Origin of the sequence: Limosilactobacillus ingluviei str. Autruche 4 (assembly GCF_000312405.1) — a bacterium.
Classification (GTDB): Bacteria; Bacillota; Bacilli; order Lactobacillales; family Lactobacillaceae; genus Limosilactobacillus; species Limosilactobacillus ingluviei.
Genome location: NZ_HE997173.1, coordinates 986,848 through 1,000,055 on the forward strand (window position 1 = coordinate 986,848; position 13,208 = coordinate 1,000,055).

At 49.2% G+C, this 13,208-nt stretch carries 20 protein-coding genes; 1 reads left to right on the forward strand and 19 read right to left on the reverse strand.

Going from position 1 to position 13,208, the window contains the following annotated elements:
* Window positions 1–12 precede the first annotated feature (12 nt).
* The 17 genes from rpsH to BN54_RS04935 all read right to left on the reverse strand — a co-directional run bounded on the left by rpsH (window position 13) and on the right by BN54_RS04935 (window position 8,455).
* A complete protein-coding gene (gene rpsH, locus BN54_RS04855) occupies window positions 13–411 on the reverse strand; it encodes a 30S ribosomal protein S8 (protein ID WP_019206036.1) in 399 nt (132 codons plus the stop codon).
* A gap of 32 nt (window positions 412–443) precedes the next feature.
* Window positions 444–629: a type Z 30S ribosomal protein S14 gene (locus BN54_RS10035; protein WP_081583803.1), complete on the reverse strand. Its 186-nt coding sequence runs from the start codon at window positions 627–629 to the stop codon at window positions 444–446.
* Window positions 630–644: 15 nt separating this feature from the next.
* Window positions 645–1,187, reverse strand: coding sequence for a 50S ribosomal protein L5 (gene rplE, locus BN54_RS04860; RefSeq protein WP_019206037.1), 543 nt, complete (start codon window positions 1,185–1,187; stop codon window positions 645–647).
* A gap of 29 nt (window positions 1,188–1,216) precedes the next feature.
* Window positions 1,217–1,525, reverse strand: coding sequence for a 50S ribosomal protein L24 (rplX, locus tag BN54_RS04865; protein ID WP_019206038.1), 309 nt, complete (start codon window positions 1,523–1,525; stop codon window positions 1,217–1,219).
* 31 nt (window positions 1,526–1,556) lie between these two features.
* A complete protein-coding gene (gene rplN / locus BN54_RS04870) occupies window positions 1,557–1,925 on the reverse strand; it encodes a 50S ribosomal protein L14 (RefSeq protein WP_019206039.1) in 369 nt (122 codons plus the stop codon).
* A 58-nt stretch (window positions 1,926–1,983) separates the two neighbouring features.
* Window positions 1,984–2,250, reverse strand: coding sequence for a 30S ribosomal protein S17 (gene rpsQ / locus BN54_RS04875; RefSeq protein ID WP_019206040.1), 267 nt, complete (start codon window positions 2,248–2,250; stop codon window positions 1,984–1,986).
* 24 nt (window positions 2,251–2,274) lie between these two features.
* The gene (rpmC, locus tag BN54_RS04880; RefSeq protein ID WP_019206041.1) at window positions 2,275–2,481 is read right to left on the reverse strand and encodes a 50S ribosomal protein L29; all 207 of its coding nucleotides are present in this window, start codon (window positions 2,479–2,481) and stop codon (window positions 2,275–2,277) included.
* A complete protein-coding gene (gene rplP / locus BN54_RS04885) occupies window positions 2,471–2,905 on the reverse strand; it encodes a 50S ribosomal protein L16 (RefSeq protein ID WP_019206042.1) in 435 nt (144 codons plus the stop codon). The genes rpmC and rplP overlap by 11 nt, the downstream gene beginning before the upstream one ends.
* 3 nt (window positions 2,906–2,908) lie before the next feature.
* Window positions 2,909–3,556 carry a 30S ribosomal protein S3 gene (gene rpsC, locus BN54_RS04890; RefSeq protein ID WP_019206043.1) on the reverse strand — a complete coding sequence of 216 codons (648 nt, stop codon included), beginning with the start codon at window positions 3,554–3,556 and terminating at the stop codon, window positions 2,909–2,911.
* A 12-nt stretch (window positions 3,557–3,568) separates the two neighbouring features.
* Complete coding sequence (rplV, locus tag BN54_RS04895) at window positions 3,569–3,916, reverse strand: 50S ribosomal protein L22 (RefSeq protein ID WP_019206044.1); 348 nt, start codon at window positions 3,914–3,916, stop codon at window positions 3,569–3,571.
* Window positions 3,917–3,931: 15 nt separating this feature from the next.
* Window positions 3,932–4,216: a 30S ribosomal protein S19 gene (gene rpsS / locus BN54_RS04900; RefSeq protein ID WP_019206045.1), complete on the reverse strand. Its 285-nt coding sequence runs from the start codon at window positions 4,214–4,216 to the stop codon at window positions 3,932–3,934.
* Between the two features lie 31 nt (window positions 4,217–4,247).
* On the reverse strand, window positions 4,248–5,093 hold the full coding sequence (gene rplB, locus BN54_RS04905; RefSeq protein ID WP_019206046.1) for a 50S ribosomal protein L2: 846 nt from the start codon (window positions 5,091–5,093) through the stop codon (window positions 4,248–4,250).
* A gap of 26 nt (window positions 5,094–5,119) precedes the next feature.
* Window positions 5,120–5,413 (reverse strand): 50S ribosomal protein L23, encoded by a 294-nt coding sequence (gene rplW, locus BN54_RS04910; protein ID WP_019206047.1) that lies wholly within the window; start codon window positions 5,411–5,413, stop codon window positions 5,120–5,122.
* Window positions 5,413–6,036: a 50S ribosomal protein L4 gene (gene rplD, locus BN54_RS04915; RefSeq protein ID WP_019206048.1), complete on the reverse strand. Its 624-nt coding sequence runs from the start codon at window positions 6,034–6,036 to the stop codon at window positions 5,413–5,415. Before rplD ends, rplW begins: the two co-directional genes overlap by 1 nt.
* Before the next feature lie 19 nt (window positions 6,037–6,055).
* Complete coding sequence (gene rplC, locus BN54_RS04920) at window positions 6,056–6,718, reverse strand: 50S ribosomal protein L3 (RefSeq protein ID WP_019206049.1); 663 nt, start codon at window positions 6,716–6,718, stop codon at window positions 6,056–6,058.
* Window positions 6,719–6,774: 56 nt separating this feature from the next.
* Window positions 6,775–7,083, reverse strand: coding sequence for a 30S ribosomal protein S10 (rpsJ, locus tag BN54_RS04925; protein WP_019206050.1), 309 nt, complete (start codon window positions 7,081–7,083; stop codon window positions 6,775–6,777).
* Between the two features lie 334 nt (window positions 7,084–7,417).
* Window positions 7,418–8,455: a DUF5692 family protein gene (locus BN54_RS04935; protein WP_019206052.1), complete on the reverse strand. Its 1,038-nt coding sequence runs from the start codon at window positions 8,453–8,455 to the stop codon at window positions 7,418–7,420.
* Window positions 8,456–8,666: 211 nt separating this feature from the next.
* On the opposite strand from BN54_RS04935, the gene BN54_RS04940 reads away from it, so the two are divergent.
* Window positions 8,667–9,653, forward strand: a complete 987-nt coding sequence (locus BN54_RS04940) for an aldo/keto reductase (protein ID WP_019206053.1) — start codon at window positions 8,667–8,669, stop codon at window positions 9,651–9,653.
* Window positions 9,654–9,814: 161 nt separating this feature from the next.
* Here the strand turns inward: BN54_RS04940 and glmS are convergent, their stop codons facing one another.
* Both glmS and glmM read right to left on the reverse strand, forming a co-directional pair.
* A complete protein-coding gene (gene glmS, locus BN54_RS04945; protein ID WP_019206054.1) occupies window positions 9,815–11,635 on the reverse strand; it encodes a glutamine--fructose-6-phosphate transaminase (isomerizing) in 1,821 nt (606 codons plus the stop codon).
* 213 nt (window positions 11,636–11,848) lie between these two features.
* Entirely contained in the window at window positions 11,849–13,198 is a 1,350-nt protein-coding gene (gene glmM, locus BN54_RS04950) for a phosphoglucosamine mutase (protein WP_019206055.1), read from the reverse strand.
* Between the last annotated feature and the right edge of the window lie 10 nt (window positions 13,199–13,208).

The following is a 13,208-nucleotide window of genomic DNA, read 5'->3' on the forward strand; positions in this document are numbered from 1 at the left end:
CGTTAAATTTGATTACCATACGTAAGCGATGACTTCGCCACCGACCTTCTTGGCCCGGGCAACCTTGTCAGTCACAACGCCGTTGGACGTTGAGATAATGGCAATCCCTAAACCATTCAAGACCTTTGGCACAGCATCAGCCTTGACGTAAGAACGCAGCCCTGGTTTGGAAATCCGCTTCAAACCAGAGATAACCCGTTCGCCGTCCTTGCCGTACTTCAAGAAGACACGGATGATGCCTTGCTTGTTGTCATCTACGTATTCAACATCGCGAATGAAGCCTTCTTGCTTCAAGATTTCGGCGATGTCCTTCTTCATCTTTGATGCAGGTGCTTCAACTGATTCGTGGTGTGCCAAGTTGGCGTTCCGAATACGAGTTAAGAAATCTGCAATTGGATCACTCATAGACATCGTGTTTTTTCCTCCTTTTGTCGTTGATTTGTTTACCAACTAGCCTTCTTCATCCCAGGAATTTGACCATCATGGGCAAGTTCACGTAAGCAAATCCGGCATAAGTGGAATTTACGGTAAACTGAGTGCGGACGGCCACAACGTTCGCAACGCGTGTATTCTTGCGTTGAGAACTTGGCTGGACGGTTGCACTTAGCGATCATTGATTTTTTAGCCAATTGTGGAACCTCCTTTTACTTAGCGAATGGCATACCTAATTGTGCCAATAATTCGTGACCTTCTTCGTCGCTGTTAGCAGTCGTAACAATGACGATATCCAGCCCGCGAACCCGCTTAACGTTATCGTAATCAATTTCTGGGAAGATCAGTTGTTCCCGAACCCCTAAAGTGTAGTTACCGCGACCATCGAAGGACTTGTTGGAAACCCCACGGAAGTCACGCACCCGAGGCAATGAAACGTTGATCAGCTTGTCCAAGAAGTCATACATGCGTTCACCACGCAAGGTAACCTTGGCACCAATTTGCATCCCTTCACGCAGACGGAAGCCGGCGATAGACTTCTTTGCCTTCGTAATTAATGGCTTTTGACCTGAGATCAGACCTAATTCTTCGACAGCTTCGTCCAAGTTCTTGGAGTTTTGCGTAGCGTCACCAACCCCCATGTTCAAGACAATCTTGTCAATCTTTGGGGCAGCCATTACAGAAGAGTAGTTAAACTTTTCGATCAGGCTTGGGCGAACTTCATTTTCGTACTTAGCCTTTAAACGGTTTTCCATAATCTAGTTATTCCTCCTTCCCAGAAAAATTAGTCAATTTGCTTGCCTGACTTCTTGGCAATCCGAACCTTCTTGCCATCAACCACTTGGAAGCCAACCCGAGTTGGTTCGTTGGTGGATGGGTCAATCAACATCACGTTTGAAGCTTGAATTGGAGCTTCGGTGTCCACGATGCCGCCGTTAGGGTTCATGCTGGTTGGCTTTTGGTGCTTCTTAATCATGTTAACACCTTCAACGATCACGCGGTTTTCCTTTGCCAAGGTCTTCTTGATCGTGCCTTCCTTGCCCTTATCCTTACCGGTGATGACGCGAACCTTGTCACCTGTCTTTAAAAACATGTGGTAGTGCACCTCCTTATTTTCGGTAATCTTACAGAACTTCTGGGGCCAGTGAGACGATCTTCATGTAGTCGTCATCACGTAACTCACGAGCGATTGGGCCAAAAATACGGGTACCCTTTGGGCTCTTGTCGTTGTTGATCAAAACAGCTGCGTTTTCATCAAACTTGATGTAAGAACCATCCTTCCGGTGCAGACCGTGCTTAGTCCGTACGACAACTGCCTTTACAACGTCACCCTTTTTGACAACGCCACCTGGTGTTGCTTGTTTTACAGTAGCAACAATAATATCACCAATGTTACCGGTCTTAACCCGAGAACCACCCAAAATCTTGATAACCAAGATTTCGCGGGCACCAGAGTTATCAGCGACCTTCAACCGACTTTCTTGTTGAATCACGGTTAATGTCCTCCTTCCATCTCTAAGTAAGAATTAAGAATACGAATGTGGTTAAGGTTTACAGGATAACGGCCTTTTCAACAACCTTAACAAGACGGAAACGCTTCTTTGCGGACAATGGCCGCGTTTCCATAATTTGAACGGTGTCACCTACGTGAGCTTCGTTGTTTTCATCGTGGGCGTAGAACTTCTTGGAGTACTTAACCCGCTTGCCGTAAATTGGAGCACTCTTGTAAGTGTCAATTACGACAGTAATCGTCTTGTCCATCTTGTCAGAAACGACACGACCTTGGTACACCTTACGTGCATTACGTTCGTCACTCATGCGCTAATCCTCCTTTTCGTATTCTTATTTGTTTAATTCTTGTTGGCGAAGAACCGTCTTAACCCGTGCAATATCCTTGCGAACGCTCTTAAGGCTTGCAGTGTTTTCCAACTGGCCGGTTGCTAATTGGAAACGTAAGTTAAACAATTGTTCCTTCAATTCCTTTTCCCGGTTCAGCAATTGCTCAGTGGTTAATCCATTCAGTTCTTGTACAAAATCTTTAGTCTTCATTAGATTGTCCACCTACTTCCTCACGCTTTAAAATCTTAGTGCGAACTGGCAGCTTTTGACCGGCAAGGCGAAGGGCTTCGCGGGCAACTTCTTCAGGCACCCCGGCAACTTCAAACATAACCTTACCGCGCTTAACTGGGGCAACCCAACCTTCGGGAGCACCCTTACCATTACCCATCCGGACACCAACACCCTTGCTAGTGTATGAAAGGTGTGGGAAGATCTTGATCCAAACCTTACCACCACGCTTCATGTGACGGGTCATTGCAATACGAGCAGCTTCGATCTGACGGTTAGAAATCCAGTGGGAATCCAACGCTTGCAGACCAAATTCACCAAAGCTAACGGTCTTGCCACCCTTAGCTTCACCACGCATGTGGCCACGTTGAACCTTACGGTGCTTTACACGCTTTGGTACTAACATGTTTTACTTCCCTCCATTCTTCTTTTCTGGCAGAACTTCACCGCGGTAGATCCAGGTCTTGATCCCGAGTTGACCGTAAGTGGTCCGGGCTTCATCCCAGGAGTAGTCGATGTCGGCACGCAGGGTGTGCAGCGGAACAGTCCCTTCAGAGTAGGATTCGATCCGTGACATATCTGCCCCGTTCAAACGCCCAGCAACTTGGATCTTGATCCCCTTAGCACCGGCCCGCATAGCGCGTTGGATAGCACCACGCATTGCCCGCCGGAAGGCGATCCGGTTTTCAAGTTGTTCAGCAACGTTAACCCCAACCAAGTGAGCATCTAAGTCAGGCTTCTTGATTTCGATTACGTTGATGTGAACCCGCTTGCCAGTTAACTTGTTCAGTTCCAAGCGAAGTGCTTCAACTTCTGAACCACCCTTACCGATGACCATCCCTGGCCGTGCAGTGTGAATTGAAACGTTGACGCGGTTAGCAGCCCGTTCAATTTCGATGGTTGACACAGAGGCATCAGCAAGTCGCTTTTCGATGTATTGACGGATCCGGAGGTCTTCGTTCAAGTAAGCAGCGTAGTTCTTGTCTGCATACCACTTAGCAGTCCATGGACGAATGACCCCAACACGGAAACCATTAGGATTAATCTTTTGACCCACTATTCATTCCTCCTATTTTTCTGTAACAACCACTGTGATGTGACTGGTCCGCTTGTTGATTGGTGAAGCAGAACCCTTGGCACGAGGACGGAACCGCTTTAAGGTTGGTCCTTCGTTGGCAAAGGCTTCGCTAACAACCAATGAAGCCCGATCCAGGTCAAAGTTGTTTTCAGCGTTTGCAACAGCAGATTTTAATACTTTTTCGACGTCTGAAGCAGCACCGTTTGGAGTGAACTTCAGAATAGCAAAGGCTTCAGCAACCGTCTTGTTGCGAATCGTGTCCAAGACAAGGCGTACCTTGCGGGCAGAGATCCGAACCATCTTGGCAGTTGCCTTAGCTGAAGTAACGTTTTCAGCCATTTCTCAATTCCCTCCTTACTTCTTCTTACCAGTCTTCTTGTCGTCAGATGCGTGACCATGGAAAGTCCGCGTTGGCACAAATTCACCAAGCTTGTGACCGACCATGTCTTCTTGTACGTACACTGGGACGTGCTTGCGACCATCATAAACTGCAAAGGTTAAACCAATGAAGCTTGGGTAAATGGTAGAGCGACGTGACCAGGTCTTGATGACCGTCTTCTTTTCACTGTCAGCTTGTGCTTCAACCTTCTTTAACAGGTGAGCATCAGCGAACGGTCCCTTTTTCAAACTACGAGCCATTTTTGTACCTCCTCTCGGGTAAGTTTAGATATTAACGAGTGTGTGGACCACGCTTGCGACCACGAACGATGAACTTGTTGGAACGAGCCTTGTGTGAACGAGTCTTCTTACCAACAGTCTTCTTACCCCATGGAGACAGTGGTGATGGTAAACCAACTGGTGCCTTACCTTCCCCACCACCGTGTGGGTGGTCGTTAGGGTTCATTACAGAACCACGAACGTGTGGCCGTTGACCAGCGTAACGTGACCGACCGGCCTTCCCCTTGATCAAGAGGGCGTGTTCGTCGTTCCCCATTGCCCCGATCGTTGCCCGGCAAGCAGCCAGGATCATCCGAACTTCACCAGATGAGAGGCGAACCAATACGTACTTTTCTTCCTTACCCAACAGTTGAGCAGAAGTCCCAGCGGCCCGGGTTAATTGACCACCCTTGCCTGGCTTCAATTCAATGTTGTGAATAACAGTCCCAACTGGGATGTTCTTCAGTGGCAGCGTGTTACCAACCTTGATGTCGGCTTCTGGACCGGATTGAACCGTCATCCCAACCTTAAGCCCCTTTGGTGCCAAGATGTAGGACTTGATCCCGTCAGCGTAGACGATCAATGCGATGTTGGCAGTCCGGTTTGGATCGTATTCGATTGCCTTAACCGTTGCTGGAACATCATCCTTGATCCGCTTGAAGTCGATGATCCGGTATTGACGCTTCGTCCCACCACCACGGTGACGAACAGTCATGTGACCGTAGTTGTTACGACCAGCAGTGTGCTTTAATGGTGCCAGTAATGACTTTTCCGGAGTCGTCTTCGTGATTTCAGCGAAGTCGTATCCGTTCATATTCCGGCGACCATTAGTGGTCCCTTTGTACTTACGAATTCCCACTGTGTTTTCCTCCTAACCTTTAAAAATTATTCGTTGTCATCGCTGAACAACTTGATTTCGTTGGAATCAGCGGACAGCGTAACGATGGCCTTGCGACGGCGCTTCGTGTAGCCGACAAACCGGCCTTGGCGCTTTTGCTTGCCCTTAACGTTCATGATGTTAACCTTCACAACCTTTACATCGAAGATTTCTTCGACCGCATTCTTAACTTGCGTCTTGGTTGCTCGTAAGTCAACGTCGAAAGTGTAGCGCTTAGCGTCCATGGCAGCAGTTGATGCTTCCGTAATTACAGGACGTAAAATGATGTCGCGTGCTTCCATTATGCGAGCACCTCCTCTACTTGAGAAAGAGCTGACTTAGTGATGACGATCTTTTGAGCATCGACAACGTTCAAGATGTTAACCCCGGCTGGAGTAACCACCGTCACGTTAGCCAAGTTCCGTGCAGACAGAGCTGCAAACTTGTCATCGTCAGTTACAACGATCAGCGTCTTTTCGTTGACGTTTAAGTTGTTTAATACACCGGCGAATTCCTTCGTCTTTGGTGCGTCAAAGTTCAACCCATCAACAACTACAAAGCTGTTAGCAGCTACCTTTTCCGTCAAAGCAGACTTGATAGCCAGTTGGCGAACCTTGCGTGGCAGCCGGTAGTTGTAGGAACGAGGGGTTGGGCCAAAGACGATCCCACCACCACGGAATTGTGGGGCGCGAATGGAACCTTGCCGAGCCCGACCAGTCCCCTTTTGCCGCCATGGCTTCTTACCACCACCGCGAACGGCAGAGCGGTTCTTAACGGCGTGAGTCCCTTGGCGCAGCGAAGCGCGTTGGCGAAGAATAGCTTCGTATTCTGCGTTTTGGTTAACTTCAACCGCGAAGATCGCATCGTTTAATTCAACAGTACCGTTTTGGCTACCGTCTTGGTTGTATAATGCAACGCTAGTCATATCTTAACTTCCTCCTTTCTTAGTTGTTGTGTTGCTTGCTAAGGCTCTTCTTCGTGTTTGCCTTAACCGAGTTCTTAATCGTTACGTAGGACTTGTTTGCGCCTGGTACGTTCCCCTTGATCAACAGAACGTTGTTTTCCAAGTCAACCTTAACAACCTTCAAGTGTTGCATCGTCCGAGTGTTGTTACCCATCCGACCTGGCAACTTCTTACCCTTGAAGACGTGGTTGATGATCGCACCCAAGGAACCAGGACGCCGGTGGTAACGGGAACCGTGTGCCATAGGCCCACGCCGTTGACCATCTTTGTGAATGTTACCTTGGTAACCATGACCCTTAGTGACACCCGTAACGTCGACCGTTTCGCCTTCTGCGAATACGTCCGCCTTGATTTCGTCACCAACTTTGATGTCGTCTCCTAATTCTGCGTCGCGGATTTCACCGATGAAGCGCTTAGGATTCGTGTTAGCTTTTGCTACATGACCTTGTTCGGCCTTGTTACTCAAGATTTCGCGCTTGTCATCGAAACCGAGTTGAACGGCGTTGTAACCGTCGTTTTCAACCGTCTTGACTTGCAGAACAACGTTTGGCGTTACATCAATAACAGTAACTGGAACCAATTCACCGTTGTCAGTGAAGACTTGAGTCATGCCGACCTTTTTACCTAAGATTCCCTTGGTCATGAGTACACCTCCAATTTAATTTGATTTTAGTTTATTTAATGTAGTTACGTTTAAAATTAAAGCTTGATTTCAATGTCAACACCACTTGGCAAGTCGAGCTTCATCAAAGCGTCAACCGTCTTTGGCGTTGGGTCGATAATGTCGATCAACCGCTTGTGGGTCCGCATTTCAAATTGTTCCCGAGACTTCTTGAACTTGTGTGGTGAACGGATAACCGTGTAGAGAGTCCGTTCAGTAGGAAGCGGGATAGGACCTGAAATTTGAGCACCAGTCCGCTTTGCAGTTTCAACAATCTTGTCAGCTGATTCATCCAAAACGCGGTGTTCGTAAGCCTTTAAACGAATACGAATCTTTTGTTTTGCCATTGTATTCCCTCCTTCGTCAGATTTGAAATTTGACTAGCTCCGTGGAAATTACCGCCACATCCTGTGGCAAAGCAACCGGGTGTGTCGCAACCTTCCACTTCATTGCTTGACCAGCTAAACCGTTGGGGGGAGTGGCTTTCTCGCCCCGGTCGTTCAGCACTTTTTCTATAATACTAGAAAGGGCGCGGGAGATCAAGGTTTTTTCGTCAAAAAAGTAAAAAAACGGTTTCGTGTCACTTAACCGCACAAAAAAGCAGGCCCCGGTTAGCCAACCGGCTAACCAAGCCCTGCTTAAAGCAAACTTCTACATATTATATGCACTTCACTATTGCAACTAAAGAGAACGCGCATAGGCTTCATCGTAGTCCTTGGTGCCCACAAAGACTTCGTGCGTGTATGGGTTGATCCCCAATTGCTTAGCCCGTTTAATGATGATCCCCAAGACGATCACGTTGACTGCCAAGGCAATGATCGCAATCACACCCATCGCCACCGGATCTGCCGCCCCTGGGTGCACCGCCGCATTCATCACGCCATCGCGGTACAGGACGGGCAAAACGGCAAATTTCCCGGTATCTTGGAACAGCGGGAAGACTTGGGCAAACATACACCAAATCGATAAAGTAAAGGCCCGGTTTTGAATCCAGCCTCCCTTGTTCCAAAACGCCGCGGCAAAGGTTGGCGCCAGCAACAGGGCAACCCCACAGTACCAAGCGTGGGTTGGCAAGTTGACGTACGTGTACTCAAAGTTCCACAGATCATAAGCTAAGATAAACAGCCAGGTCATATCAGGCCACAACATATCTTGTTGATTCTTGGAAGAATAAATCGCCCACCAACCAGTCATACAGAAGATGTTTAAAATTCCCGCCAGACCATTGACGATGTTCCACCAGCCGCCATAGAGCCAGACGCCTTCTGAGGACAGCCACCATTGCGATTGGCCGTGTGCCAAGTGCATCAAGCCAGTGATGGCAGATTGGAAGTCACTCCCAACGGCAATTAAGATGTTGATCGCCACGATGACAAACGGGAAGCACTTAAACCAATGCGCTTTGCCCAACCACCAATCGTACTTTAACATCATAAATCCGATACAACCGGCCGTGGCTGCGTACAGTTTAGCATAGTGGAACCAACTGTTCATATGCACATAGGTTTGGTTGTGCAAAGCCCAACTTTGCCCCTGGGCGGCACAAACATAAATCGTAATAAAATAAACCGAAAGAATAGCTGGCAACACCAGGAAGAAGAAAATCCCCCCAGCCTTTGAGCGCCGCGCAATTTCATTGGCTAGTACCAAACCAACAAAGACCATCAACCAACCACAAAATTGCCACAGGGCTCCATCGCCATACACTTGGAATAACATTTTACTCACCCCTCCCTGTTTGTAAGCGTTTTCTTTATACTTATATTATAACAAACGTTAATTTGCGACGCGCGCTCTAATCGGCTACATTCGTCCTCAAGCAGAACAGATTAGAATTTTAATTTCAAATCGGGATAGACTTTGAACCCCCCGCCAAGCGCGGTATAATAAAACCAACTTTTGCAACCGATTTCAAAGGAAGGTGTACGCAATGAGGATTAAACCTGTTACATTTGGTAAATCAGAAGTGGTCGCTAATCCGCTCGGCCTGGGAACCAATGCGGTCGGGGGGCATAATCTTTTTCACGCCCTTGACGACCACGCCGGTAAGCAACTGGTCGACGCGGCCATCGCCAATGGGATTAATTTATTAGATACTGCCTATGTTTATGGCTTAGGGCACTCCGAAGAATTGATTGGCGAAGTCATCCAACATCATCACCGCCCAGACTTGGTGATCGCTACCAAAGGGGCGCATGATTTCTCTAGCGGTGAAGAAGTCATCAATAATGATCCCGCCTTTTTGACCGCCCAAGTTGAAGCCAGCTTGCGACGTCTGCAAACTGATTACCTGGATATCTACTATATTCACTTCCCTGATCATGACACCCCCAAAGCCGAAGCCGTGGGGGCGTTGCAACGCTTAAAAGAGCAAGGAAAAATCCGGGCGATCGGGGTCTCCAACTTCAGTTTGGCCCAAATTAAAGCCGCCAACGCCGATGGTTATGTCGACGTGGTAGAAGACGAGTTTAGCCTCTTGCACCAAGACCACCTGACTGATGGTCTGCTCGATTACTTGCATGACCACCAGATCAGCTTCGTGCCATACTTCCCCCTGGCGTCTGGTTTGCTGACCGGGAAGTATGATCACCTGGTGGAATTTCCGGCCGATGACATTCGCAGCCAGATTGCTGACTTTAAGGAGCCCCGCTTCAGCCAGATTTTAGCGGCAGTGGAGCAAGTCCGGCCAATTGCCGCGGCCCACAACGCCACCGTCACCCAGGTCATCTTGGCCTGGTACTTGCAAAACCCATTGATCAGCGCCGTGATTCCCGGGGCCAAACGGGCTCAGCAAGTCGAGGCCAACGCCCAAGCAATGAACGTTGCCTTAAGCGACGCCGAGTACCAGACGATTACTGCCGCCTTCAAGGGCTTCCAGGCCACCCGGGCGGGCAAGTCGCTTAAGGATCCCGATTAACACACAAAAAGAAGTTGGGAAAAAAGTCTTAAAAATTCAAAAGCGCTAGAAACCACGTTACTGAAAACGTTGATTTCTAGCGCTTTTTTTGTTGCTACTTGCTAAGATTTAGCCGAAAAGATAGTTTCTTAGGTTGTTTTCTATGCGATCAGATCAATAAATTATTGCACCGTCACACTCTTCGCTAAGTTCCGCGGCTTATCAACATCCAAGCCCTTACCCAAGCTGGTGTAGTAGGCCAACAGTTGCGCTGGTACGACACTTAAGAGCGGGGCAATCATTGGATCAACATCCGGCAAGATGATCGCATCGTCTTCCTTGGCTAAGTGGCGCGCAGCGATCGTTAAGACATTGGCCCCCCGGGCCGCCGTTTCTTCTAAGTTGCTCCGGGTCAAGCCGGCCGTACGGTCCTGGGTGATAATCCCGACCACCGGCGTGTCCTTTTCAATCAAAGCAATCGTCCCGTGCTTTAATTCGCCCGAGGCAAAGCCTTCTGCTTGCACGTAGGAGATTTCCTTTAACTTCAGCGCCGCTTCCAGGGAAACCGCCCAGTCAATCCCCCGCCCAATGTAAAAGGCATTGCGTGGCTTAGCCAGCGCATTGGCCGCAATTGCTTCAATCTCTTCCTTGCTGTCAACCAAGGCTTGCATCCCATTGGCAACCTTGGCCAATTCATCCTTGATATCAAAGCTTTGGGCCGCTTGATTGCCCACAAATTCACCTAAGGCCTTGGCTAAGATCGCTTGGACCGCCACTTGAGCCGTGTAGGCCTTGGTGGAGGCCACGGCAATTTCTGGCCCCGCGTACAACAAGAGGGTGTGGGTAGCTTCCCGGGACAGGGTCGACTTATCAACATTGGTAATCGTCAGGCTTGGCCAATGATTTTCGTTGACGTGCACCAGCACTTCCCGGCTGTCCGCCGTTTCCCCACTTTGGGAAAGGAAAATAAAGAATGGGTTATCACTCAACAGGGGTTGTTCATAAGCAAATTCGGATGAAATGTGAACCGTCGTTGGAACATGCGCCAACCGTTCAAACAAGCGGGCCCCAATCAAGCCAGCGTGGTAGCTGGTCCCCGCCCCAATAATGTAGAGGTGGTCGGCAGCCTTCATTTGGGCCAACAGTTCGGTATCAATTTGGGGTTGGCCATCCGCCCCCAGGTATTCTTGAACCAGGCGCCGCATTACCGCTGGTTGTTCATCGATTTCCTTAAGCATGTAGAAGGGGTAAGCGCCCTTGTCGGCCGCATCCGGATCCATGTCGACCGTAAAGGTATCCCGGTGCTTTTCTTCATTCGTGAAACTTTCAATCGTCACGTGATCAGGCTTGACGATGACCAATTCATGGTCTTCGATTTCCATGAATTCATTAGTTTGCTTCAACATCGAAATCGCATCGGACCCCACCATGTTGTAACCTTGGCCAATCCCGACCAAGAGCGGACTCTTATTCTTGGCCACGTACAAGGTATCTGGTTGTTCGCGGTCCATCAGGGCAAACGCGTACGAAGAATCCCGCGAGATCAAACGCAAAACCTTCAACAGGGCCGCCTTGGTATCCATTTCGTAGGCGGTCACAAACTTGTCTACCAATTGGACAATGACTTCGGTGTCAGTTTGGCTCTTAAATTGAACATCACTTAAGTATTCTGCTTTAAGATCCTTGTAGTTTTCAATCACCCCGTTGTGAACCAAGTAGAAGCGTTGGTCCGCCGAGTATTGCGGGTGCGCATTGGCTTGGTTCGGTTCCCCGTGGGTGGCCCACCGGGTATGCCCAATTCCGGCTAAGCCTTGTACTTCAGGCGTTAAGGCCCCTTCCAAGTTGGCAATCCGCCCCGCGCGCTTAATCAAAAAATCATGTCCTGCTTGATCGTTAACGTAAATCCCAGCGGAATCATACCCCCGGTATTCCAAGCGCTTTAAACCATCAATCAGGATGGCGACTGACTTATCAGTCCCCGTAACCCCAACAATTCCACACATAATGCTTTTCCATCCTTTTCTATTGGTATAGATCAGTTCTCCAAACCAATTTGTTTAATTTAATCCACTAACTCTTAGTATATTAGTGGGTTTATTAACGCTTGTCAAATATTCTCCCTCTAATTGGTCTAGCGATGAATGGTCAGGTGGTCTAGGCGCTTGCCCACGAAAAAAGCGGGAAGGCTGCTGCCTTTCCCGCCACATCGGATGGTTTTATTTAAATTCAGCTTCAGCGACCGCCGCAATCCGGCTGACGTAGTCGTGCACCAATTCCTTGGTTGGCGCTTCGGCCATGATCCGCAAGAGCGGTTCCGTCCCGCTTGGCCGCACCAAAATCCGGCCGTCACCGTTCATTTCCGTTTCCACTTCGGCGATAATCGCTTGCAATTGGGGATTGGTCATTGCCGCTTCCTTATCCGCGACCGTGATGTTGACCAATTCTTGCGGATAAGTGGTCACCTCGGCCGCTAAGTCCTTGAGCGTCCGCCCCGTGGACTTAACCACTTGCAGTAATTGCAAGGCCGTTAACATCCCATCCCCCGTCGTATTGTGGTCCAAGAAGATAATGTGACCAGATTGTTCGCCCCCGAGGTTGTAGCCGTGCTTGAGCATTTCTTCGACCACGTAGCGATCGCCCACCTTGGTCTTGACGCTCTTCATCCCGTGCGCTTCTAACGCCTTGTACATCCCCAAGTTGCTCATGACCGTTGTAACGACCGTATCTTGCTTTAAGCGGCCGTTTTCTTCCATGTTCTTGCCGCAAATGTACATGATCTTGTCACCATCAACCAGCTTGCCTTCGTGGTCAACGGCAATACACCGGTCGCCATCCCCATCAAAGGCAATCCCCAGATCAGCTTGGTGTTCAACCACGGCGGCTTGTAAGCTGGCCGGGTGGGTTGAGCCACAATCTAAGTTCGTATTCAAGCCATCTGGTTGATCATGAATCGGAATCAAGTCAACATTCAGGTCAGCAAATAAATTGGCAATAAAGCCGCTCGTTGCCCCATTTGCCGCATCAACGACCACCTTTAACCCGGTCAGATCCGTAGCAATCGTTTGTTCCAAGAAGGACGTATACTTTAAGGCGCCTTCTTTATAATCATCCACGACCCCCAACCCGGCCGCGGCGGGGCGGGGCAGTTCATCGGCGGGCGCATCCAAGAGCTGTTCAATTTCGTATTCTAATTCATCAGAAAGTTTGAAACCGTCACTCCCAAAGTACTTGATCCCGTTATATTCAATCGGGTTGTGCGAGGCCGTAATCATCACCCCGGCATCCGCTTCTTGGGCCCGGACCAAATAAGCTACCCCCGGGGTCGTCACCACCCCTAAGCGCAAGACTTCAATCCCAACCGACAAAAGTCCGGCAATCAGGGCACTTTCCAACATCTCCCCCGAAATCCGGGTATCCCGCGATACTAACACCTGAGGCCGTTTCCGGTCAGAGTGCCGCGTCAGAACGTACCCCCCGGCACGCCCCACCCGAAAGGCCAATTCCGGACTTAATTCTTGGTTTGCAACCCCGCGAACCCCGTCGGTCCCAAAATACTTTAACTTCATTACGAATTTC